Annotated in this window: 23 protein-coding genes and 1 other annotated feature; of the genes, 8 read left to right on the top strand and 15 right to left on the bottom strand. The window is 34.6% G+C overall.

What is annotated here, in order from left to right; all coding sequences use genetic code 11:
- Window position 1 precedes the first annotated feature (1 nt).
- The 5 genes from I7822_RS16400 to I7822_RS16380 form a co-directional block, all read right to left on the bottom strand.
- Window positions 2-943, bottom strand: coding sequence for a DnaD domain-containing protein (locus I7822_RS16400; RefSeq protein ID WP_207980166.1), 942 nt, complete (start codon window positions 941-943; stop codon window positions 2-4).
- Window positions 936-1118 carry a hypothetical protein gene (locus tag I7822_RS16395; RefSeq protein WP_207980228.1) on the bottom strand — a complete coding sequence of 61 codons (183 nt, stop codon included), beginning with the start codon at window positions 1116-1118 and terminating at the stop codon, window positions 936-938. The genes I7822_RS16400 and I7822_RS16395 overlap by 8 nt, the downstream gene beginning before the upstream one ends.
- A gap of 247 nt (window positions 1119-1365) precedes the next feature.
- Complete coding sequence (locus I7822_RS16390; RefSeq protein ID WP_207980164.1) at window positions 1366-2172, bottom strand: phage antirepressor; 807 nt, start codon at window positions 2170-2172, stop codon at window positions 1366-1368.
- Window positions 2173-2244: 72 nt separating this feature from the next.
- Window positions 2245-2517: a hypothetical protein gene (locus I7822_RS16385; RefSeq protein ID WP_207980162.1), complete on the bottom strand. Its 273-nt coding sequence runs from the start codon at window positions 2515-2517 to the stop codon at window positions 2245-2247.
- Between the two features lie 54 nt (window positions 2518-2571).
- Window positions 2572-2781, bottom strand: coding sequence for an XRE family transcriptional regulator (locus tag I7822_RS16380; protein ID WP_207980160.1), 210 nt, complete (start codon window positions 2779-2781; stop codon window positions 2572-2574).
- 198 nt (window positions 2782-2979) lie between these two features.
- On the opposite strand from I7822_RS16380, the gene I7822_RS16375 reads away from it, so the two are divergent.
- From I7822_RS16375 to I7822_RS16365, 3 genes are all read left to right on the top strand, one after another.
- Window positions 2980-3444 (top strand): helix-turn-helix domain-containing protein, encoded by a 465-nt coding sequence (locus tag I7822_RS16375; RefSeq protein ID WP_207980158.1) that lies wholly within the window; start codon window positions 2980-2982, stop codon window positions 3442-3444.
- A gap of 9 nt (window positions 3445-3453) precedes the next feature.
- On the top strand, window positions 3454-3882 hold the full coding sequence (locus tag I7822_RS16370; RefSeq protein ID WP_207980156.1) for an ImmA/IrrE family metallo-endopeptidase: 429 nt from the start codon (window positions 3454-3456) through the stop codon (window positions 3880-3882).
- A gap of 272 nt (window positions 3883-4154) precedes the next feature.
- Window positions 4155-5300 (top strand): site-specific integrase, encoded by a 1146-nt coding sequence (locus I7822_RS16365; protein ID WP_207980144.1) that lies wholly within the window; start codon window positions 4155-4157, stop codon window positions 5298-5300.
- A 191-nt stretch (window positions 5301-5491) separates the two neighbouring features.
- Here the strand turns inward: I7822_RS16365 and tyrS are convergent, their stop codons facing one another.
- On the bottom strand, window positions 5492-6754 hold the full coding sequence (gene tyrS, locus I7822_RS16360; RefSeq protein WP_207980142.1) for a tyrosine--tRNA ligase: 1263 nt from the start codon (window positions 6752-6754) through the stop codon (window positions 5492-5494).
- Between the two features lie 61 nt (window positions 6755-6815).
- Window positions 6816-7038 (bottom strand) — a binding site (T-box leader).
- Window positions 7039-7226: 188 nt separating this feature from the next.
- Between tyrS and I7822_RS16355 the strand changes: the two genes are divergently transcribed.
- Window positions 7227-10106, top strand: a complete 2880-nt coding sequence (locus I7822_RS16355) for a transglycosylase domain-containing protein (protein ID WP_207980140.1) — start codon at window positions 7227-7229, stop codon at window positions 10104-10106.
- A 162-nt stretch (window positions 10107-10268) separates the two neighbouring features.
- Here I7822_RS16355 and acsA read toward each other — a convergent pair whose 3' ends face one another.
- A complete protein-coding gene (gene acsA, locus I7822_RS16350) occupies window positions 10269-11984 on the bottom strand; it encodes an acetate--CoA ligase (RefSeq protein ID WP_207980138.1) in 1716 nt (571 codons plus the stop codon).
- Window positions 11985-12298: 314 nt separating this feature from the next.
- Here acsA and I7822_RS16345 point away from each other — a divergent pair, with 314 nt between their 5' ends.
- Genes I7822_RS16345 through I7822_RS16335 form a run of 3 tightly spaced genes read left to right on the top strand, consistent with a single transcriptional unit; the run spans window position 12299 to window position 14787 of the window.
- Window positions 12299-12931, top strand: coding sequence for a GNAT family N-acetyltransferase (locus I7822_RS16345; protein WP_207980136.1), 633 nt, complete (start codon window positions 12299-12301; stop codon window positions 12929-12931).
- Window positions 12932-12988: 57 nt separating this feature from the next.
- The gene (locus I7822_RS16340) at window positions 12989-13633 is read left to right on the top strand and encodes an acetoin utilization AcuB family protein (protein WP_207980134.1); all 645 of its coding nucleotides are present in this window, start codon (window positions 12989-12991) and stop codon (window positions 13631-13633) included.
- 2 nt (window positions 13634-13635) lie between these two features.
- A complete protein-coding gene (locus tag I7822_RS16335; RefSeq protein ID WP_307847786.1) occupies window positions 13636-14787 on the top strand; it encodes an acetoin utilization protein AcuC in 1152 nt (383 codons plus the stop codon).
- A gap of 71 nt (window positions 14788-14858) precedes the next feature.
- On the opposite strand, the gene I7822_RS16330 is transcribed toward I7822_RS16335, so the two are convergent.
- From I7822_RS16330 to I7822_RS16305, 6 genes are all read right to left on the bottom strand, one after another.
- Window positions 14859-16691 carry a beta/alpha barrel domain-containing protein gene (locus tag I7822_RS16330; RefSeq protein WP_207980123.1) on the bottom strand — a complete coding sequence of 611 codons (1833 nt, stop codon included), beginning with the start codon at window positions 16689-16691 and terminating at the stop codon, window positions 14859-14861.
- 293 nt (window positions 16692-16984) lie between these two features.
- On the bottom strand, window positions 16985-17989 hold the full coding sequence (ccpA, locus tag I7822_RS16325; protein WP_207980115.1) for a catabolite control protein A: 1005 nt from the start codon (window positions 17987-17989) through the stop codon (window positions 16985-16987).
- Window positions 17990-18557: 568 nt separating this feature from the next.
- Window positions 18558-19634, bottom strand: a complete 1077-nt coding sequence (locus tag I7822_RS16320; protein ID WP_207980114.1) for a bifunctional 3-deoxy-7-phosphoheptulonate synthase/chorismate mutase — start codon at window positions 19632-19634, stop codon at window positions 18558-18560.
- A gap of 506 nt (window positions 19635-20140) precedes the next feature.
- On the bottom strand, window positions 20141-20470 hold the full coding sequence (gene ytxJ / locus I7822_RS16315; RefSeq protein ID WP_207980112.1) for a bacillithiol system redox-active protein YtxJ: 330 nt from the start codon (window positions 20468-20470) through the stop codon (window positions 20141-20143).
- A 43-nt stretch (window positions 20471-20513) separates the two neighbouring features.
- Entirely contained in the window at window positions 20514-21008 is a 495-nt protein-coding gene (locus tag I7822_RS16310; protein ID WP_207980110.1) for a YtxH domain-containing protein, read from the bottom strand.
- A 42-nt stretch (window positions 21009-21050) separates the two neighbouring features.
- Window positions 21051-21479 carry a DUF948 domain-containing protein gene (locus I7822_RS16305; RefSeq protein ID WP_207980108.1) on the bottom strand — a complete coding sequence of 143 codons (429 nt, stop codon included), beginning with the start codon at window positions 21477-21479 and terminating at the stop codon, window positions 21051-21053.
- A gap of 229 nt (window positions 21480-21708) precedes the next feature.
- On the opposite strand from I7822_RS16305, the gene I7822_RS16300 reads away from it, so the two are divergent.
- Window positions 21709-22824: an aminopeptidase gene (locus I7822_RS16300; RefSeq protein ID WP_207980106.1), complete on the top strand. Its 1116-nt coding sequence runs from the start codon at window positions 21709-21711 to the stop codon at window positions 22822-22824.
- An 82-nt stretch (window positions 22825-22906) separates the two neighbouring features.
- Here the strand turns inward: I7822_RS16300 and I7822_RS16295 are convergent, their stop codons facing one another.
- A complete protein-coding gene (locus I7822_RS16295; protein WP_207980103.1) occupies window positions 22907-23668 on the bottom strand; it encodes an ABC transporter permease in 762 nt (253 codons plus the stop codon).
- Window positions 23668-24597, bottom strand: coding sequence for an ABC transporter ATP-binding protein (locus I7822_RS16290; RefSeq protein ID WP_207980101.1), 930 nt, complete (start codon window positions 24595-24597; stop codon window positions 23668-23670). Before I7822_RS16290 ends, I7822_RS16295 begins: the two co-directional genes overlap by 1 nt.
- Window positions 24598-24798 lie beyond the last annotated feature (201 nt).

The raw sequence follows: 24798 nt of genomic DNA, 5'->3' as shown, positions 1-24798 counted from the left end.
TTTACTCCCCTTTCTCAGTGGATGCCGAACCCCTTAATGCCAGCTCACTTTTATTCCTGTTTTTAATCCGCTCTTGCATCTTACGTTTTTCTTCTTCAAAGGCTGCAATCTCTTCTGGTGTGTATTCACGTTGCGGTTTAGGATCTTCTTCTTTATCAAGCCAATCAGGTTTCTCTTCCGTTCTTATCGCTTTACCACCAAATCGTTTTAAGTTATTTCCTCTAGATTCAAACTCTTTATCTAATGCAATGACATCCTTCATAGTACGAACATTTTTATTAACCCAGTCCTTAAGGATACCTTCTGCATAACTCCATTTTTTCTGTTGTTTCAATGCTCTTTTCATAGCTTCAATTATCATTTCGGAGTCTAGGTCTTTTTCCCAATACTCAATACTTTCGCCAATGAATGGATTTAAGACTCCAAAATTTTCTTGGTAAAAATCAGCAGCATTAGGAGCGGATTGTTTTACCTCTTCTCCTTCTACTTCTTTTTCTTCTTCTTCTTCTACTTCTTTTTCTCTTTCTTCCCCTAAGTCTATGGATAGGGTATCTATACGGTATCCAAGTTCATTTATAAGGTATATAAATTCCTTAACAAATCCTTGGTACTTAACGTTATCAAGCTCTTTTTCAATACACTTTATTACCTTTGTAGAATTTATCCAATTGTACTTAGCCCAGTTCGTCATAAATATCTCTTTGGTGCCTTCGTTGTATTTGATTTTGCCGTATTCTTCAAATCTAGCTAACAATTTTTCAACTGTTTCACGGTTATATCCCGTTTCAGTTTCAATAATCCTTTTAGGTAGTTCGTAAATGCCACACTGAGAGGTCTTGCTATTTGTCATTAGATAGATGTAGAAGTATTTTTCCTCAGGTGTTAGATCAAGAACGAACCCATCTTGCCAAAATTCGACGTGTACTTGTCTGTACTTAGCCATTATTTTGTCTCCTCTCGCATATTGCTTTCATGCCGCTGATCTTTTTATATTCAAGGTGGGGGTAATAACATTGAATGTATCCCTGAACATATTCCTTAAATAACTTATCTCGATCATGGTAACCATCAGTCATCCAAAGATAACAATGAGGAATATCAACTTTGATTTCATTCAACTTTCCCACCTCTTTATTTTAGAAAATTGGAATACTTGTCCACTTTTTTCATATACTTTATTGAGTAAATGGAAAATCCGTGGTATTGTAAAAAAATAATGTGCGTTTGATCGTAGCAGTGTTGCATCACTTGCTACGATTTTTTCGTTATTCCATATAACCTGTTACATATGCCATTAACAAACCGATGTATACGATACTGCAAAAGATAAAACCAAAGATTAAATAACCCATTAGTTTTCTCCCTTCATTTAGCAGAAACCATCTTATTAGTGTAATCCTGTTCGATTACGGGTATGATCCCCTTCGCTTTTAGCAATTCGTAAATAAACAGCCTTCCTTTTTGAGTCCATTTGGTTGTCATAGTTATATCTGCACGACCATCACTTCTGGTTATTGGTATAGTTTCAGAATGAACATAACCCTCATCGTCGTATTTCCTGTATAAAAGCCACTGATTCCCCTGCTTATACTGCACTTTCAAGTTATGTAAAACCTTGTTCATTTCTCGTGCAGTCATTCCGTAATCTTTAGCGATTTGATTTACTGTTACTAATCCTTTGTTTTTGAGAATCATTTCGGTGTAATCAGCTTTAGGTTTTAGATCTTTAATAACGTCGTCTTTTGCCTTGCTCTCAATCATTAAAGCTGCTTTTTCATCCCGCTCTTGTTTCAAAGTAGTTAGTAATTTAATTCCAAAATCAGGATCATTTAATATTTGATCAATGGTTTGTGTCGTAGCATAAGCTCCATGTTTGCGAATAGATGGAAGAACTTCTTGCTTAACCCACTTTTTAAACATTTTTGCTTCCGGCTTTCGACTAGCGAAAATTAGTTCATATAATCCAGATTCACTAACTATATTTGCGTTACCTTGACGACCTATGTTGAACATAGACCGTTCATTTTCTTCTAATCTTTGTAAAGCTTGAGTAACATTTTTGATATCTAATATCTTGCAAACATCACTTGCAATAAACCAAGGTTCTTCATCGTGAATTACCATCCTTACCTGTTGACCTTGAAAATCAAAAATCCTTTGTAATTCATCCATTCAGACACTTCCTTTAATTGATTAATTTTTTAGGAAGGTAATTTATAATATTTAAAGCGTCTGTCCACTTTTTTACCATTCGTCCATGATTTCTTTCATGACACGTTTTGATTCCTCATAAAACCAATAACGTTTCCCCTTTTCCTTCCTTCTTTCAAGCAGTTTCATTCTTGGATCACGGAGAAATTCGTTTTCCAAGAATGATTTGCTCATGCAAGTGCGTTTTGCCATCACTTCAATATCCCAAGTAAAAAAAGATTCTTGAATTGTTCCATCCAATTTTTCATCGAGATATTTTTTAATTTCAGCTTGATTAACATTTATATTAATTTCAGCTGTTGCCAACAGGTATCACCTCCCGTTCTTATTTAGGATCATTTGCAAATGAGTTCACTCTCGTTACAAAGTGTCTTTTTTTGTATCAAATAGATACTCAATATCACACTCAGGAAAAAAGTTTTCTTTTATTCTGAAAACCTCATCTAGCAAGAAAGGTGATTTACCATTGAGCTTATCTGAAACAGTAGCTGCACGATCTCTGAACATACATGCAAGGTCTTTCCTTTTTAAACCTCGCCTTGCCATTTCAGCATCTAGGTTAGGATACATTGAATCACCTCCTATTACGACAAATCGTAACGCTTATTACGAATATATACGACGTAAAGTAAAAGGTCAACACTTTAAAATAAAAATATTACTACATGTCGTAACTTTTTTTATTTACAAACTCCCTATATTCATGGTATTTTATAATTAAAGTTACGAAAAAACGTAAGTGTTAAAAGGAAAGAAAGGTGTGTAGGAATGAATAGAGGGGAATACCTAACGAAATTAATTGAAGATAAGGGATTTACTATTATGAGTTTATCTAAATCTTCTGGAGTACCATACACAACTATTAGATCTATGATAGAAAGAAACCTTACTAATGCCTCAATAGATAATGTTATAAAGATATGTAAAGTACTTGGAGTTAAGGTAGAATCACTTGAAAAACAAGAAGAAATAAAATTAGAAGATAAAGAGGATGATTGGAACCATAAATTACCGGACCTAACTTCTAAGGATGAACGAAATATTCAAAAAGAGCTCCAAAAAATGATTGATGGTTTAAATAGTAATTCTAGTTTTGCTGCGTTTGATGGACAAGGCTTAGAGGATTTAGACGAGGAAGATCGTGAGCTTTTACTGTCTAGCCTAGAAAACTCTTTGCGAATAGCAAAAAAATTAGCTAAACAAAAATATACTCCAAAAAAATATCGTAAGTAGGTGCGGAATATGGAGTTGATTCGTAAAAAAGCAGATCAGCTAATTAATAAATACGATACTAATTGTCCATTTAAAATTGCTAAGAATCTTGGGATAGAATTGGATTTTGAAAATTTAGGAAGCATTTATGGCTATTACAGCAAGTCTTTTCAAATAAAGATGATACATATTAACGAAAACCTAAGTGAAGGAAAAAAGATTTTCACATGCTACCATGAGCTTGGACATGCAATATTTCATCCAGATGCTAAAACTCCTTTTTTAAAGAAAAACACCCTTTTTTCTACTGAAAAAATTGAAGTTGAAGCGAATTTTTTTGCTGTAAGAATGTTATTTGCTAAGGACTTTTTTAACGGACAGTTATCCTTAAATGATGCCGTTGAAGAGTTTGGAATACCAGAAAAATTCATCCTTCAACATTTAATTAAAAAATTTTAAAATCAAATAGAACGTACATTCGAAAAGAGGTTTTATTATGATAGTTAATTTAGACTTGTACCGTAATAAGAAGAATAACTCCCAAGAATATGTGAAGATTCCAGTTTACGAAAGAATTTATATAGAGGGTAGCAAGATAATCGGTGAATGTTCTAACGGTTATAAATCAATCATTAAAGATTTACGTGATGAAAAATAAATTTTAAGGAGGTGATGATTTAATAGCAGCTCCCCTATTGAGCGTCTGTCCACGCAAAAGAAAGGGTAGTAATATGAAACTAAACAAATCTAAAAAAGATCCCGAATTATTTTGGTATAAGAATGCAAAAGGCGAAAAACTTTGGTGCTTTCGACATAGATACTACGATTCTTTAGGTAATAGAAAAGAAAAATCCAAACAAGGTTTTAAAACAGAAAATGAGGCTTATAGAGCCTTGCTGGAAGTTAAAACTAACATCTTAAATGGTGATGTAAAAAGAGTTGAAAGTTCTAATCTTACTGTCGGTGAATGGTTAGACATTTGGTTTGAAACTCACAGAAATGAATGGAAGGTAACTTCTCAACAACAACGTGAGAATGCAATTAAACATCAAATGAAGCCTTTACTAGGTAAATATAAACTAGCTGATCTTGATAAGACCACTTACAAAAGAGTATTCATCAATGTTCTTTTAGAAAAATACAAACCCAGTACCGTTGAATTATTTCATCGGCTTTTTAAGGTTGCAGTGAATTCAGCTGTTGATGATGAAATTATTCCAAGGAATCGATTTAGTAAAATTACTATTAAGAGTAGTGAGGAAGCGGATAATTTTTTAACAGCCCAGGAGTTAAAACTTTTCCTAAAAGCCGCTGAGGAGTTAGATAATATAACAAACTACACATTGATATTACTCCTTGCTTATACAGGCCTAAGAAAAGGAGAAGCTCTAGGTTTACAGTGGAATAACATTAATTTTGAAGAAAAGACTCTTACTGTTGAGAGAACAAGAGATAATAAAGGTACTAGAGAACCTAAGACAGATAATAGCTATAGAACAATCTTAATAGATGATGCACTAATTAAGCAGCTAAAGAAATACAAGAAATGGTGCAGGGAATTACTTATCTCTTTTGGAAGATATCTTTCTGAAGATGATTATGTATTTCTCTCTTATCAAACTGGTAAACCTGTAACGGATAATACAACTAAGTACAGTTTCGACCGGATCGTTAAGAAAACCGGAATAAAACGAATTACGCCTCACGGATTACGTCATAGCCATGCAACTATATTAATTGGTCAACGAATCCCTGTCAAAGTAATCGCTGACCGCTTAGGTAACACCCCACAAATGATTTTAGACATTTATGGTCATAGTTTCAAGGACCTTGAAGAAGAATCGGTTAATGCTTTTGAAAAAGCCTTAAACATCTAAATGGGGGAGGTTTTGGGGGAGGTTTTCAAAAACACCCATTAAACTATTGAAAATACTAGGGTTATTAACGTTGTTGAGTTCTACTCTCGTTAATAAAAAAAATCCTGGTCAATGGACCGGGATTTTTTTTATTCCTATATTCAAAAAAGTTGTTCACTCTTTTGAGTGAACAACTTTAAAAAAAACAAATATTATGCGTAACGAATTAAGAAATATTTCTTTTTCCCTCTACGAATTACAGTAAACTGTCCATCAATTTTATCTTCATCTGAAATAACTTTTGATAACTCTTGAATACGATCTCCGTTTATATAGATTGCACCATTAGTAATATCTTCTCGTGCTTGTCGTTTCGAAGGTGCAATTTTAGCTTGAATAAGCAAGTCAACTAAGCCAATTTCAGCCTCTTCAATTTTAGTAGATGGTACATCTTTGAATCCTTCTAAAATTTCATTACCTGTTAACTGTTTAATATCCCCACTAAATAATGCAGCAGAAATCTTAATTGCTTGTTGTAAAGCTTCTTCACCATGAACAAGTTTTGTTACTTCTTCAGCTAACGCTTTTTGAGCTAATCGTTTTTCAGGAGCATTTTTAATCTCTTCTTCAAATTGCTCGATTTCTGTCTGAGATAAGAATGTAAAGTATTTCAGATATTTTACTACATCACGATCATCTGTGTTGATCCAAAATTGGTAAAACTCATATGGAGATGTTTTTTCACGATCTAACCAAATCGCTCCACCTTCTGTTTTTCCAAACTTCGTACCATCTGCTTTTGTAACAAGAGGAATCGTCAATCCATACGCCTTAGAATTTTCTTCAGATTTACGGATTAGTTCTAGCCCTGCTGTAATATTTCCCCACTGATCACTACCACCAATTTGTAGCTTACATTCATTTTGTTCGTATAATTTTAAGAAATCAAAGGATTGTAAGATCATGTAACTAAATTCAGTAAATGAAATACCAGATTCGATTCGTGTCTTGACTGAATCCTTAGCAAGCATGTAATTAATACCAAAGTTTTTCCCAACATCACGCAGGAAAGAAATAACATCTAGACTACCAATCCAATCATAGTTATTCACAATAACTGCAGGATTCACATCCGCTTCAAAGTCAAGGAACCTAGATAATTGTCCTTTAATTCTATCAGACCAATCCTGTACAATATCCGCAGTATTCAAGGTACGCTCTGCCTTCTTACCACTTGGATCACCAATCAATCCAGTAGCACCTCCAACAAGAGCTATTGGATGATGTCCGTTTAGTTGGAATCGTTTGAGCGTTAATACTGGAAGCAAATGACCAATATGAAGACTATCTGCAGTAGGATCAAATCCAGAATAAAGTTTAATTTTATCTTCCTCAAGTACTTTCGCTAGTCCATCCTCATCTGTAACTTGGTTTACTAAGCCTCTAAATTGTAAATCATTTAATAATTCACTCATAATCGTTCTCCTTTGTCGTTTTTTAGTCAGGTAAATGAACACCAAAAAGCCCCTTCATCACTGAAGGGGCGAAATATTCGCGGTACCACCCTACTTAGGATTAAAACACAAATAATCCTCACTTGGTAATTTAACGGTTAAACCGTCTTTTTCTACTCAGTTAACCTTTTCAAAAAAGAAGCTCATGGACGTAATTCACGGAGTATCTATATGCTGATTTCCACCATCCATCAGCTCTCTATAAAAGGGAGATCTCCACTACTGAACCCAATCTCAGCGATTTCATATATTGTTATGATACATGAATTTTAACCATAAACTCAGAAGAATGTCAATTATTTAATGAATAATCACACTTTTAATATAAGATTTGACTGTATAGACTACCTCTGATCCCATTCCCTTTATGACAAAACCCTACAAAATATGCGTTTCCCTATGGTATAATAAGTAGATTCGGGGGGATTGCATAATGAAAAAAAAGGATGAAAAACTTAGGCGCTTCACGCCTTTTAACAAAAATGTAGTTAAAGGCTTTCGGATATCATATAACGTTATTGGAAATCTTCTTTTATTATTTCTAGTCATTGGCCTCATTGGCATGTGCTTTGCTGGTGGTGTCGGTGCTGGATATTTCGCTTCCTTAGTAAAGGACGAACCCATTCGTTCATATGAAGTTATGAAAAATGATATTTACAATTATGAAGAATCATCAGAGGTATACTTCGCAAATAATGTATATTTAGGAAAATTAAGCGCTGATATTGATCGTGAAGAAGTACAATTAGAGGATATCTCAGAGCATGTAATTAATGCTGTCATCGCAACTGAGGATGAGCTATTTTATGAGCATGAAGGTGTTGTACCAAAGGCAATCATGCGTGCTTTGTTTCAGGAGTTCACAAATGCTGCAGTTCAAACTGGTGGTAGTACTCTTACACAACAATTAATTAAAAATCAAATATTAACAAATGAAGTTTCATTTGATAGGAAGGCAAAAGAAATTCTTTTAGCACTACGATTAGAGAAATTCTTTGAAAAAGAAGAAATTATCGAAGCCTATCTAAATGTAACGGATTTTGGACGTAATTCAAATGGAAAAAATATCGCCGGTATCCAAGCGGCAGCAAAGGGTATTTTTGGTGTTGAAGCTAAAAACTTAAACATCGCCCAAGCTGCCTTTATTGCTGGTTTGCCGCAAAGTCCTTTTGGCTATACACCATTTTCTAATGATGGCGGTGCTATCAAAGATAATCTTGATCCTGGGATTAACCGCATGAAAACTGTATTAAGTCGAATGTATTCTGGAGGATATATTACAAAAGCAGAATACCAAGATGCACTAGCCTATGATATCCGAGCAAACTTAACTGCGAAAAAGCCAACTCCTATTGACGAGTATCCTTATTTAACTTATGAAGTTGAGGATCGTGTAAATAGAATAATTATGGTTCAGCTTGCGAAAAAAGATGGGTATACGGAAGAAGAATTGAACAAAGATAATGATCTTTATAACCAGTACTATTCTTTAGCAGATTATGAGATTAGGCATAATGGCTATCGTATTCATACCACTATTAATAAAGAAATCTACGACAAAATGCAAGATGTCGTTGCCCAGTATGAATATTATGGTAGTGATAAACCTGAAGAGATAAAAGACCCCGATACAGGAGAAATAAAAACTGTTCAAGAGCCAGTTGAAGTCGGTGGGGTCTTAATCGAAAATAGTACAGGAAAAATGATTAGTTTTGTTGGTGGACGAGACTTTGATCGTGAAAACCTAAACCATGCAACACAAGCTGAGCGTCCAAATGGTTCTACAATGAAACCATTGCTTGTCTACGCTCCAGCAATGGAATTAGGAAAATCACAACCGGGTTCTGTCATCGCAGACGTCCCTTTTTCATTAGGAGAATGGAAGCCTAAAAACTATGGTGGGGGCTATCATGGATTAACGAGTGCTAGAACAGCTTTAAAGCATTCCTATAATATTCCTGCCATAAAGACATACATGAGTATATTAAACCAAAATCCGGTATCTTATTTAGAAAAAATGGGGTTTACAAGTCTCCAGAAAGCAGATTATCATAATGAGGCATTAAGCTTAGGTGCCATGGAAAAAGGCGTAACAGTTGAGGAAAACGTAAATGCATATGCAACTTTTGCGAATAATGGTAAATTTATTGATGCTTACATGATAGAAAAAATTGAAACTAGCAACGGTGAAATCGTCTTCCAGCATGAAAAAGCAGAAACGGATGTATTCTCTGCTCAAACTGCTTATTTAACAATTGATATGATGCGTGACGTTATTAGTAGTGGAACAGCTGCATCATTAAATGGTTATCTGTCATTTAGTGCAGATTGGGCTGGTAAAACCGGAACTGGGCAAGACTATAAAGACGCATGGTTTGTCGCTTCTAACCCAAATGTGACATTTGGAACATGGATTGGTTATGATACCCCAAAACCAATTGAGCAAAACTATAAAGGCATGTCTTATAGTAAGCGTAATATTCTTTTATGGGCTAAATTAATGAATGTAGCTCATGATGTAAATCCTGAGTTATTAGCACCAAAAACTCGTTTTCAAATGCCGGATGGTATTGTAAGCCGTTCATATTGTGCATTAACCGGTGAACTCGCTTCAGATTTATGTAGTAGTGCAGGTTTAGTTGCAACAGATCTATTTAATGTAAAATATGTTCCGACAAAAGTAGATGATAGCTTAACTAAAGGAAAATACGTGGTTGTAAAAGATCAAGCCTATCAAGTCCCATCATCAGCACCTGCTGAATTTGTTCAACAAGGTGTTATGTTAAAAAAGGACATTCTTACGAAACATGGAATAAATAGTGTTCAAGATTTAAAACGTTTATTACCAAATACCGCTAGATGGGGAAATCTTGTTGTGACAGAAGGCAAATCAATTGGAGATAATGGATCAAACCCAAGTCAAGTTAGCGGTGTTTCAATTGGTGGTTCAAAATTAAGTTGGGGTGCCAATCCAGATAATGATGTCGTTGGATATCGAGTATATGCAGCACCTAACTATTCTACTAGTTATAAAAAAGTCGCAAGTATTCATGCATCAAGCTCATTATCTGTCACTGTTGGTTCATCACCTGCTGCGTATTATATTGTCGCAGTTGATGTTGCGAATCGAGAATCATCTCCATCTAATATAATTAAAGTCGGAGAATATGCAGATAAAAAGCCAATGCCTGTAGCAACTGAGAACGATAAAAGTAGTAAAGATAATTCACAAGCTAAACCACCAAAAAACGATAAACCAAACAAACCACCAGCAGCCGATACAGCCGCTAAACCAATAGAAAGTGTCAATTGATTATATGAAAATACTTTGGGAATCAGATCATTACTGATTCCCTATTTTAAAAACCAATGTAGTTAATAAAACAAAAAGTCAGAGATTGTTTATTGGAAAAATCCAATGCTAGTCTCTGACTTTTTATATGTTAACTATTTACTCTTGCTATATTTACAACAATTAATCTTCCATCGTTGAAAGATCACCTGTTGGTAAATCAAGTTCCCAAGCCTTTAATACACGGCGCATGATTTTACCACTTCGTGTTTTCGGGAGCTTATCACGGAATTCAATTTCACGTGGTGCAGCATGTGCAGCTAAACCTTTCTTAACAAAAATACGAATTTCCTCTTTTAACTCATCAGAAGCTTCATATCCCTCACGAAGCGCTACAAACGCTTTAATAATTTCCCCTCTTACTGGGTCAGGCTTCCCGATAACACCTGCTTCTGCAATCGCTGGATGCTCGATAAGCTTACTTTCGACTTCAAAAGGACCAACACGTTCACCAGAAGTCATGATGACATCATCAATCCTGCCTTGGAACCAAAAATACCCTTCTTCATCCATATAGGCTGAATCACCTGATACATACCAATCACCTGGCATAAAATAAGATTCATATTTTTCTTGATTGTTCCAAATGGTATGCATCATAGATGGCCAACCTTTTTTAATCGCCAAATTCCCCATTCGATAAGGCGGTAGTTCATTTCCTTGATCGTCGACGATCGCAGCTTCAACACCAGGAATTGGTTTTCCCATTGATCCAGGCTTGATTTCCATACATGGATAGTTACAAATAAGCTGTGCACCCGTCTCTGTCATCCACCATGTATCATGTATCCGTTTATTAAATACTTTTACACCCCAACGGACGACTTCAGGGTTTAACGGTTCTCCAACACTTAGAACATGTCTTAGTGAGCTTGTATCAAATTCCTTTACTAGCTCATCACCAGCACCCATCAGCATTCTAAATGCTGTTGGTGCACTATACCAAACCGTCACACCGTAGTCCTCAATTGTTTGATACCAAGTATCTGGACTAAAGCGACCACCAACAATTACATTTGTTGCACCTGACAACCACGGTCCAAAAATACCATATACTGTTCCAGTTACCCAACCTGGGTCAGCTGTACACCAATATACATCATCTTCTTTTAAATCTAAAACCCATTGTGCAGTTTGATAGTGCTGCACCATCGCCTGATGAACATGAAGGACACCTTTTGGTTTTCCAGTTGATCCAGATGTATAGTGCAGAAGTAATCCATCTGTCTTTTCAACCCATTCAATGTCAATATCCTTGCTTGCTGTTTGCATTTCTGATAAAAAGTCGATGTGCTGCTTGGAATCAACAGAATTTCCTACTACGACAACATGTTTTAATGATGGTAAATCACTTACTGGAATTCTTTCAAGCAACTCGGGAGTTGTAACGATGACCTTTGCATCGCTATCCTCTAAGCGATCCTTTACAGCACCTTCCATAAAGGCTTCAAACAATGGACCCACAATAGCTCCTAGTTTCACTGCTCCTAAAATCACAAAATATAATTCAGGGGTTCTCGGCATAAAAACGAAAAGACGGTCTCCTTTTTCAACATCAGCTGTACGTTTTAACACATTTGCAGCTTTATTTGAGAGCTCCTTCATTTCTTTAAACGTATATTTTTCTTCACGTTCAGGGTCGCGATAATGTAAGGCAATTTTATTTTTACGAAATGTTTCTGCATGCTTATCAATTGCCTCATAGGCTGCATTAACACGACCAGTTTCTGACCATGTAAAATTCTTCTCAACCTCTGACCAATCAAATGAATGATAAGCAGTATCATAATCCTGTAAATTAAAATTCCCCTTCGTCGATGGCAACGCTTCCAATTTCATCCTAAACTCCCCCTTATGTAAGATTTTACAAATCTATTATATTACAATACTACATTTTTCACAATTTTTGAAATTAATATAATTTAATCATAATGTAAACGCTTCAATTTGTAAATAATCTTGTATAATAGATAAAAAGACAACCTTAGTTGAGAAGGTAAAGTTTAATTTCAACGTAGGTTTATATAAGATTAACTTAAGCATATCGAGGCGAGCATTTTTTTCCACCTAAACCAAGTAGACTGTGAAGGTTAAACAGTTACTTTTTAAAAGTGCCCTACTCCCTTTACACACTTTATTAAGGCGGTGACCTAATGAAACACCCTAAGACATATAATGCAAAAGAAATTAAAACACCAAATGAATGCATTTTAATTGAGGGTCCTATTCCTCAAGATAAACTAGCAAGCTATGATTTCCATGATGGTTTAGTCGCATTTAGACAGCCTAAACAACAACAAAAGGCTTTAGTTGAAATAGCAGGGTTACCAGAAGGAAGAATCATTATTGCAAGAGTGCATGATATGATCGTTGGATATGTTACTTATCTTTATCCAGATCCATTAGAGAGATGGTCTGAAGGTAATATGAAAGAGTTAATAGAATTAGGTGCCATTGAAGTAGCACCTGAATTCCGTGGTTATTCAGTAGGGAAAAATTTATTACGAGTTTCGATGATGGATGATGCAATGGAAGACTATATTATTATTACTACTGAATATTATTGGCATTGGGATCTAAAAGGATCTGGGTTAAACGTGTGGGAGTATCGAAAAGTAATGGAAAAAATGATGAACGCTGGTGGCTTAGAGTGGTACGCTACTGACGAGCCTGAGATTAGTTCACATCCGGCTAACTGTCTGATGGCAAGGATCGGAAAAAGAATTGAGCCAGAATCCATTCAACAATTTGATCGTCTACGCTTTCAAAATCGATTTATGTATTAAAGATCTGTTGGATAATAAATTAAGTTCAATTATTTTATGATAAGGAGGATCAAATTGATGATCGTTAAGCAAATAATGCACAAAAACGTGATAACTCTAGGTTCTGATGATACGATAAGTCTAGCGTTAAAGACAATGAAACAGCATAAAATCCGCCATATACCAATCGTAAATGAGGATCACAATTTGGTAGGAATCGTGACAGAACGAGATGTGAAAGATGCAAGTCCATCCATTTTTCAGCTCGAACTAAAAGAGGACTTTTTAAATAAGCCAATTAATAGCATTATGTCTACTAACCTAATTACAGGTCATCCGCTTGATTTTGTAGAAGAATTAGCAGCTGTTTTAATTGAAAACAATATCGGATGTTTACCGATATTACAAGATAGTAAATTAGTAGGCATCCTTACTAAAACAGATATGCTAAATACATTTGTAAAGCTTACAGGTGCTGATCAGCCCGGCTCACATATCGAAATTAAAGTCCCTAATATAGCGGGTAAGCTTGCGGAGGTTTCGTCTATCTTACATAAAAGAAGGGTGAATATATCAAGTGTACTTGTCTATCCTGATTGTGACGATCAGTACAAAATTCTCGTATTTCGCATACAAACAATGAACATAACTATGATCGTGAATGACTTACAAGCAGAGGGATATGATGTTTTATGGCCAAATGTATCGGGGAATGACAGATGACGATAAAGGACACTGTTTTTATTTATTCACCATTATTTCAGTCTTATAAATTTCATAATGATCATCCCTTTAATCAGTTACGAGTTGAACTTACTTACGATTTATTGAAAGAAATGAAAGCGATTAATGACGGGAATATAGTTACACCTAGATTAGCTACAGAGGATGAATTAGCCCTAGTCCATGATAAAAAATATATTAATGCCGTTAAATTAGCCGGACATGGACAATTTGATAGTGAAGAAGTACTCAACTATGGTATTGGGACAGAGGATACACCAATCTTTTCAGACATGCATGAGGCAAGTGCTCTCTTAGTTGGAGGTACATTAACAGCTGTCGATTATGTGATGGAAGGAAAAGCAATGCATGCAGCTAACTTTGGAGGTGGCTTACATCACGGCTTTCGCGGAAAAGCATCAGGTTTTTGCATTTACAATGATAGCTCTGTTGCAATTAAATACTTGCAAGAAAAATATGGAGCAAGAGTACTATATATTGATACAGATGCCCATCATGGTGATGGAGTTCAATGGACATTTTATGATGATCCAAATGTATGCACACTTTCCATCCATGAAACAGGACGATATTTATTTCCTGGCACTGGAAATGTAACGGAACGCGGATCTGGTAAGGGATATGGCTTTTCCTTTAATATCCCATTAGATGCTTTTACAGAAGACGATTCATGGCTACATGCTTACCGAACATCCATTGAGGAGGTTGCAGCATTTTTCAAGCCTGATGTGATCTTAACACAAAATGGTACAGATGCTCATTATTATGATCCATTAACACATTTATCCGCTTCAATGGCTATTTATCATGAAATTCCAAGACTAGCTCATGAAATTGCTCATAAATATTGTAATGGACGTTGGATTGCTGTTGGTGGCGGTGGCTACGATATTTGGAGAGTTGTTCCAAGAGCATGGAGCTTAATTTGGCTTGAAATGAATAACATAAAAGTGCCGAGCACGCTTCCAAAGTCGTGGATTGAAAAGTGGGAAAAGCAAGCACCTGTTAAGCTTCCTGAACTTTGGTATGACTCTAATGACTTATATAAACCAATCCCTAGAAAGCCAGAAATAGAAGAAAAAAATGCTTTAACTGTCTCAAAAGCACTTCATCTAATTCGACAAAATCATTAGAAAAACAAATGTGCTAATAATCTTAAAATAGCAACCTATTTATAAAATAGATTGCTATTTTAAGAGATCTGTTAACAATTTCTTCTCATTAAAAATGGAAACGAAAGGAGTAACCCCATTACATATAATACACATGTTATATATGCAGGCAATAAATGAATAAAGGTTGTATATCCAATAACAAAATGTGTGATAATTCCAGCTAAAAATGCTGGTAAACCTCCAACAAGCATACTCCACCACACCCATTTTTCGCCTTCACGAAATCCCCACAATGATATCATTAAAACGAGAAGCCCTACACTTAAAAGGGCACTTCCAAATCCAGCACGATCATGGGCAATAACAGATATTAATTTATTATTGAATTGTTCGATCATTTCAGGCGGCATACACAAATACCCTATATCTGTTTTTACAAATACAGTCGTAGTTCCTATATAGGATATAATAATACCTCCAATTACAAATGAAAACCCTAAAATAATAAATGCTAATTGCCCATATAAACTAAGCTTCCATGCTATGTGATTTGAATCATTGTAAGACATTGGCGTATCAACTACATTCTTCGTCTTTAAATAGCCAGCTATGAAAAGCTGTAGTAGTACAAGCCAAAAAAGTCCGTGAAGCCAATCAAAATAACCATAACCAATAAACATTAATATGCCTAAAAAACCCAAAATCCCAGCAATATTTACAGCCTTTCTGCACCAATGAACCCCGTATTTTATACCGTGTTTAGCTAATTGCATATATAAAATTCCACCGGATATCATTGTACCTGAAAGAGTCATTCGGTCATGGGCCATAAAGAATAAAACATTCTTATTAAAATCTAGCAATTCTGCTCTTGTGAGACTTAGAAACGCTTCATCATATGGCAAAATAACTCTTGTCATACTAAAAAGCAAAGCTAATATCCCTCCTATTAATATACATAACCCAAATAACCAATAAAAAATCCATCCTGATGAAATGGTTACCTCACTATCTCTTTCTTGAAAATACAATAATTCATTAATTCGTTTTGGTAAGCCTGGTCCTGAAGTAACATAACCTGAGGATAATAAAAGTAGAGTTGCACCATTTTCTAAAAGTGATAGTGCATCCTTCGGTTCTCTAATACCGCCAGATGTAATAATCGGTATCCTTTCACTGATTTCCGTCCTTACCTTTTTTAGCGCGGATGAAAGATCTTCAAAAGATTCTTTAGCTCTATCTCCATCTAATAGTAGCCCATCGAATTCATTTTTATTAAACATTTCAACAAATGCAGAAAATGAATTAGATATTTGGTTAGTTGTTATAGCAAAGAAAACAGGTTTATCATATAATTGTTTTTTTATTAATGATACAAGCTCAGAGCTTATGCTTGTCTGATATTCTAGAACAAAAATATCTCCAAAAGGTTTTAAAGATGTTGCCAATTCAACAAGTTCATTCTCGGTTCCCTTTATTCGAATTATTTTATGTAATGGTAAATGTGAGTATTTTTTTACCTTTCTGAGTGTTTGCGCCAATCCTACTGTTACTTCTTCTGATGGAAAAATAACCTGGTCCTTTTCACTATCATACAATGGATTCCTCATTGACTGATTATGCTCCATGGTTACTGGTCCAATCTCTATGAAACTAAATCCTAAATTCGCAAACGCTTTCGTCCCTGTTAAATACGGATCAACTTTCCCACTTAACCCTATTGGAGAAGAAAATGTCAATTCACTTGTATTGACTCTAATTTCAGGAGAGGTTTCCATATGTCCTAAAAAGTGTATGAACTTTCTTCCTCCAGGAATCGAAGCAATACTACTCATACTTTTATGGATCAGTTCCCGACTGAAATGTCCTGGCAGTTTTAGCAAAGTCCCCTTAAATATTGGATGGTAAGACCAATCAGGCATTACGTATCACCTTTTCTATCTCATATTCAACTCTTAACTAAATAATAACATTTATCGTTAGAAGAATAGTTAATAAAAGAACAAAAGCGCAAGCGCCTTGATCAGCCTCGGGCAAATAAGCTAATTTAGAATAGAAGGCGTTCTTTGCCTTCAATTCTAAATTAGCTAGACCCTAGAGGGTCTAGGCGCTGGAGCTGGGTGTAAAAATGCTTTTCCACATTACAGTATTTTTATATTTAGACGAGAAAAAACAAGCTAAACCTAACTGGTTAGCTTGTTTTTACAATTGTAAATTATTGCTTTGTGGATTGTCTGAACTCTATTCGATGTGGGAGTTCAACAATTTGATTATCAACTTCTTCTTTATTCATCAATTTTGTTAATAAGCGCATTGCAACAGCACCAATATCATATGTTGGTTGTACAACTGTTGTTAGCTGCGGACGTACCATTGTCGCAAGTCTTGTATTATCAAATCCAACGATTTCAAAGTCAGTTGGTATTGAATAATTACGGTCTTGTGCACCATGGATAACACCTAATGCCATTTCGTCCGTTCCTACAAAAATCGCTGTTGGTTTTTCAGAGAGTTCATCGATTTTCTCAAAAGCTTCTACTCCTGAATCGTACGTATAATCGCCCTCTATAACTAGCTCTTCTTCAAAAGGAATACCAGCATCCTCTATTGCACGTCTATAACCTACAGATTTTTTCAAGCGATTTATTGGCTCTTCAGTTGGCCCCTCAATATATGCGATTCTTTTGTGACCTTTTTCAATCAGCATTGAGATAACATCGTAAGTAGCTTGTTCATAATTGATATTTACAGAAGGTGTTGATTCTGATAAATCAACAGATGCTGCTAATACAATTGGAACTGGGGAACGCTTAAATTGCTCTACAAGCTCTTCTGTTACATTTCCACTCATGAAAACAATTCCGTCCACTTGCTTTCCTAACATTGTATTTAGGAGATGCAATTCTTTGTCCTTATTTTGATCAGAGTTACTTAAAATGATGTTGTATTTATACATTGTAGCGATATCTTCGATTCCACGTGCAAGCTCAGAATAAAAGATACTTGAAATATCAGGGATAATTACACCAACTGTTGTTGTTTTTTTACTAGCAAGTCCTCTTGCTACTGCATTAGGGCGATAACCTAATCGTTCAATTGCATCTAAAACTTTTTTTCTTGTTGTAGGTTTTACATTCGGATTACCATTTACTACTCGAGATACGGTTGCCATTGATACATTTGCCTCACGAGCAACATCATATATTGTTACACTTGTCATCTTGAACACTCCTTCAAATACTATCAAAAACGTATATTTAAAATTCCTACTTTAAATTTCGCTATGTCCGTATGTAGAAAATTGTTTTTTCTTGTCAAATAGCCATATTTAAGCACGTTCTATGTTAACAATCATACGATACTCTGAAATCGACTGCAATCTATTTCAAAGGTTTTTTAGACGTTTGTCACATATTGTTCGTTTTTTCACATGTTCTTTTTATAACTAACTTTTCTAATAATTTGAATCATTATACCTATAAAAGTCAACTTTTGTATTTCTACCGTACTGCATTCGGCAATTATTCAAGAAATTTCGACTAAGGAAATAAGCGAAAATAACCTTTTTATAAGGAACATTTATGAATAAAACCATAACTTAAAAAAGCTATACTATCATTTTTACCTTAAAATATAACATTTATTAATAAAAAAAGAAACAAATAAAAAGGCTGACTCATTTACCAAGATTCTCCGACATCTTATTTAGACGTTTTAAGAAAAAACTTCTAAACATTCATTAGGAGATAATGGTGAGCCAACCTCTACTTATTTAATAATAATTGCTATTAAGCGTTCACTTTAACTAAAGGTTTTAATTCTTTGATAAACTGATCAAATTGATCGAAGTCCATTTGTTGAGCTGAATCAGATAAAGCAACAGCTGGATCTGGATGTACCTCAGCCATTACACCATCAGCACCAATTGCTAAAGCTGCTTTAGCTGTTGGAACTAATAAGTCTCTTCTACCTGTTGAATGTGTTACATCAACAAATACAGGTAAGTGTGTTTCTTGTTTTAAAATTGGAACAGCAGAAATATCTAATGTATTTCTAGTCGCACGCTCATACGTACGAATACCGCGCTCACAAAGAATAATTTGGTCATTACCTTGTGAAATAATGTATTCTGCAGCATTTATAAACTCATCAATTGTTGCTGCTAAGCCACGTTTTAAAAGAACTGGCTTACGAACTGCTCCTGCAGCCTTTAATAATTCAAAGTTTTGCATGTTACGTGCACCAATTTGAATGATGTCAACATAGTCTAATGCTGTTTCGATATCAGCTGGATTTACGATTTCACTAATGATAGCTAAACCATATTCATCTCCAACTTTTCTCAAAATTTTCAGACCTTCAAGACCAAGACCTTGGAAATCATATGGACTTGTACGAGGTTTAAAAGCTCCACCACGAAGAATTTTAACTCCCTGTTTCACAGCCTGCTCAGCAACAGCAGCAGTTTGCTCATAGCTTTCAACCGCACATGGTCCAATGATAAACGATTGGCTTCCATCACCGATTCTTACGCCATTAACTTCAACAATTGTATCTTCTGGCTTTTTCTTACGAGATACAAGTAATGCCTTGCTGTGGTCGTCTTCTTGCAATTCAAGACCTGCTTTAAAGATTTCTTTGAAAATATGCTGCAAAGTTGAATCTAAAAAAGGACCATCATTATATTCTTTAATGCTGTTTAACATTTTGCGCTCACGTACAGGATCATAACGATTTACACCTTGTGCTTCCTTCGCTTTTCCAATTTCCTGTACAACTCTTCCTCGCTCATTAATCAGCTTCAAAATTTGTAAGTTAATCTCATCTGCTCTCTCTCTTAATGCTTCTAATTCGGCATTACTCATCTCTCTCATCCCTTCTTAAAAAAAATAGTCAAAAATCACTGAAACCACAATAGATTGAATGAAGCTGAAGTTAGTATTAATAAATATAATGACTAACTTAGAAAATCTGAAGTCTACATTAATAAAACTTAATGTTTTCTTATCAATCAAAAAATGTGTGGAACATTTTCTCTAATTAGTTGTAATTATAAACGATAAAATAGGGATTGTCATCAAAAACTTTAACATTTAAACGCTTTTAAGCGATAAAGCATAATATAATCGATTTTTTAATATTTTGTCCCTATTAAGCTCACTGTTGATTTTGGCACTTTGTTGATTGGAGCGGAAATCGAACGCATGCAGCAAAAATCACCAACCAAGTTTAAAAAAGCCTAAGTATTAAAACATACATAACGATGTAAAGACGGCTACACTAAAAAAATATTCGGTTAGATCATAAGTTGTCCTCCCAATTTTAAAAAGGTGATTAACCTCACGATTATCAGAGGTCAATCACCTTTTCTTTAACCTAATACTTCTTTTTTTAATGCATCATATGTGATTTTCCAATGTGATGCATTCCATACGACATCTTTTCCTTTAAACAAAAGCGCTTGTGGTGATTCATGTTTAATTGCAAATGTTTCAGCAATATAATTTGATAATGATCTTGAATCCTGAACATGTAAATGGTAACTTGGATAGTCTTGATGCTTTTCTACAAACTCCTGATATTCTTCAAATGCTGCTTGACTAATGGGACATGTCAGGCTATTTTTTACAAATAGAAATTCTTCATGCTTATTAAATAATTCCTCAAATTGTTCTACAGTATCAATTAATTGTTTGCTCACTTTTTTCACCTTTCCCACAGCCACTAAACTGTCCTGCTATTAATTAATTTGATTTTACTTCATCTTTTAAATCAGCTTTTGGTTGTTCCTTTTTGTTATCTTCCTCTAATGCTTCAACTGCTTCTGTAATTGATTCTGAAATAGCCTGATCTTCAGTTTTTTCATCATTATTAGAAGTCGATGCTTCATCAGAAATTTGTTCCAATGCATCTGCTACTTCCTTTTCAACGAAATCACCTTGTCCATTAGTAGTACTTTTTATATCACGAACCTTATTCATGATTTGTGACGATTGCTCAGTAAGAACCTGCGAAAGTGATACTGTTTTCTCTTTCGCTACACTTGCTATGCCTGAACCCTTTTCTAGAGCACCATTCGTAAACTTTCCTGTTCGATCCTTCATTACATTCGCTTGTTGTCCAAGATTTTCACGAATTTCTTTTCCTGATTTAGGTGCTAAAAATAAAGCTGCAGCCGCACCTACTAGCCCTCCAATAATTGAACCAACAATAAAATCCTTATTATTATTTTTACCCATGATGATTTCTACCTCCTCAAAAGTGTAAATCTAAATACTTTATTAAATGGTTGTCTTTTTTTCACTCTTCTGCTTCCATTTTGCCCATATTTCCATGGCAGCATTACTCCATTGAACAACTTGGTTCACTTTATCTTGATTTTGTTCAAGGTTCGTTGAAACAGAAGTTGTAATTTTTTTTACAGATTGATTTAACTGTTGAATTGTTGTGCCAACATCCTTTACTGACTCCACAACAGTATTTAGCTTTTCTGACTTATGTTGAATATCTTCTGCAAGTGCATTCGTTTTATGTAGTAAAAATGTTGTTTCTGTCGTAATTCCTTCCATTTGCTTCTCTAGACCAGACAAGGTGCTTGCAACATTTGTTAATGTTCCTTGCAAAGCCTTTAGAGTTTTCGACACGTACACAACTAAAATGGTAAATGCTATCGCTATAAGCGCGACACTTAAATATAAAATAATAATCATGTCTTACACCTCCTATGTCTTTACTGTTCAATTACCCATCATAATCTATTATAAACATAAAATTTACATAATTACTAAATTCTCTATTCAATTAGACAATCCCTTTGTCAGTTTTTGCTGATATCAAATTTTGTTTATTTTTGATGAATACATATTATGACGATTCTTTTTTATGTTCGGGTACAATAAGGTATGATATGACAACATCATTTAATAGGGAGGATTTATTTTGAAGGATCCAAGAATTCAAACTTTAGCGAAAAACCTTATAAACTACTCGATACGGTTACAAAAAGGTGAAAAGGTATTAATAGAAAATTTCGGCCTACAAAAAGAGCTTGTCATTGCTCTTGTAAAAGAAGCTTATGAAGCAGGAGGTTATCCCTTTGTTTCACTAAAGGATCATCAAGTCGATCGTGCTTTAATGATGGGTGGCAGTGAAGAACAATATCATATGATCGCTGATTTTGAAGCAGAAGTGATGAAAAAAATGGATGCCTACATAGGATTACGATCTGGTAATAATATTAATGAGCTTGCAGATGTACCTGATGAAAAAATGAAGCTTCAAGGTCAAACTGTTGGTCAAAAAGTTCATCGTGAAATTCGTGTACCTAAAACAAGATGGGTTGTGTTACGATATCCGACTTCATCAATGGCTCAGCTCGCGAAAATGAGTACGGAACAGTTTGAGGATTTCTATTTTGATGTATGTAATCTGGATTATAGCAAGATGGACAAAGCAATGGATCCATTAGTTGAGTTAATGAATAAAACTGATAAGGTTCGTTTAACAGGCGAGGGAACAGATTTAACCTTCTCGATCAAAGACATTCCAGCCATCAAATGCTCTGGTCAAATGAATATTCCTGATGGTGAGGTTTATACAGCACCTGTTCGTGATTCTGTAAATGGTCAAATTACATATAATACATCTTCGCCATATAACGGTTTTACATTTGAAAATGTCCAATTAACATTTAAATCTGGAAAAATTATCGAGGCCACTGCAAATGATACTGAAAGAATTAACAAAATATTTGATACTGATGAAGGTGCACGGTTTGTTGGTGAATTTGCAATTGGGGTGAATCCTTATATCTTACACCCAATGCAAGACATCCTCTTCGATGAAAAAATCGATGGTAGCTTTCACTTTACACCAGGTCAGGCCTATGATGACGCCTACAATGGAAACAAATCCAACATCCATTGGGATATGGTTATGATTCAACGCCCTGAATATGGTGGTGGTGAGATTTATTTCGATGATGTGCTCATTCGTAAAGATGGTCGCTTTGTTTTACCTGAGTTAGAAGCATTAAATAGTGAAAATTTAAAATAAGAATTGGGCTGACAATACGTCAGCCCATTTTTTATAAGAGATTCATTACGTTGATAACTTTATCATGTGAGATCATTCTTAATTAAACATGGACATCTCTCTTCGTAAACGAAAGGATAGAAAAAAAGAAAAATACGACCAAATGTAAAATGATATTAATAAGCGAAAAAGTCAATGTCATTCCTTCAAATAATGGTTGACCGAAAAAGTATGGCATTATATTTGTGTTAGCAAATAGCAAGTACTTACCTGCTTGATAATGATAATGGTCTAATAGCGTGATAATTGCACTTGATGTAAACAATAAAAAAACAGGGACTGCAATTGAAAATACACTACTTCTCGTAATTGTTGAAAAGCTAAAAGCTATTGTACTCATTACCACTATTTCAATTAAGTTGAAAAGATAACTTGCTAATCCAATTAGCACCTTTTGATCAAGAGTTAATAACGTTCCAGAATAAAAAACAATACCGAGAATACTTGACATAAATAATTGAAGTGATACTAATAAAATTATTATGTACAAAACCGTTATATACTTAGAAAGTAATATTTTCACCCTTTTTACAGGTCGAGTAAACAAAAACTTTATTGTACCTTTTTCAAATTCACTTGAAACTATGTCACCAGCAATAATAATACACATTAATTGAATTACAATTAATAAGTATGAGCTCACTTGAATATAGTCCCAAAAGGTAAATTCAGTCCCTTTAAATAAAAACTTAAAAAATATACTTACGATAATATTCATAAATACCATTAAGCCAATTAAAATCCATATTCTTGGCCGTTTAAATAGTTTCATGTGTTCATTCTTGATTAAGTGAAGATAAGACATTATATTTCTTCACCTCGCAATTTTTGTAAAAACAGCTCTTCTAATGGACTACCAATTCTTTCAATGCCTATTACATTGATTCCAGCAGCAACTAGTAGTTTGTTTAACTCTGCTACTTCTTCTACCTCTAATTCTATTGAAAAACCATTAGTTTGGTAATGAATTCTGTCATTTTCATACTTAGTTTGTAAAATCGGTTCTATGTTTTCTGCATTCAATACCTTAAAGGAATACGAATGTTTCATGCTTGTTCCATTTTGTAATTCACTTAATAAGCCTCGTTCAATACATATACCATCATCCATGACCAACACACTATCACAAATCAATTCAATTTCACCTAAAATATGACTAGAGATAATAATCGAAACACCATTTTCGTTTGCAAGTTTTCTCAATGTTTCTCTAAGGCTTTTAATACCTTCTGGATCTAACCCGTTCGTAGGTTCATCTAAAAGAAGGATAGATGGTTGATGCAGAATCGCCTGTGCTAATCCGAGTCTTTGCCTCATTCCTAATGAATAGGTATATACTTTATCATCAATGTAATCATCCATCCTTAATAATTCAATAACCTCGTCAATTCTTTCATTAGAAAACTTATTTGTCATACGGAAAAAATGAACGAGATTATCATATCCTGATAAAAAATCATACATTACAGGATTTTCAATGATCGCACCTACATGGGTGATTGCCCTTTCAAAATCTTTTCTTATATTAACTTTTTCGATAACAATGCTCCCAATTGTCGGTTTTATGAGTCCAACTAACATTTTTAAAATCGTTGTTTTGCCTGAACCATTTGGACCAAGGAGACCAAGAATTTCACCCTTGTTAAGTTCAAAACTTACGTCTTTTATTATTGATGATTTTCCTATCCTTTTACTTAGATTACTTACTTTTAAAACTACCTCTTTCTCTATCATACAAACACCCTTCATCTAAGACTATTTTATTATTGGTAAATGCCATATGCTTCTAATCCTATCTTGGTCACTAACCTTTATTTATAAGGTCTCTTTTCTAAGAGATCGTTGCTTTTAAAACGAAAACTGCTTAAGGTTGATTGGAACGGATTACGAGACTTCTGCGAGAGTAGCGGGACAGGGGAGACTCATGCAGGCGTT

Origin of the sequence: Metabacillus bambusae (genome assembly GCF_017497975.1) — a bacterium.
In the GTDB taxonomy this organism is placed as follows: Bacteria; Bacillota; Bacilli; order Bacillales; family Bacillaceae; genus Metabacillus; species Metabacillus bambusae.
Note: the sequence above shows the minus strand (reverse complement) of the source record. Positions and strands in the feature narration are given on the sequence as shown.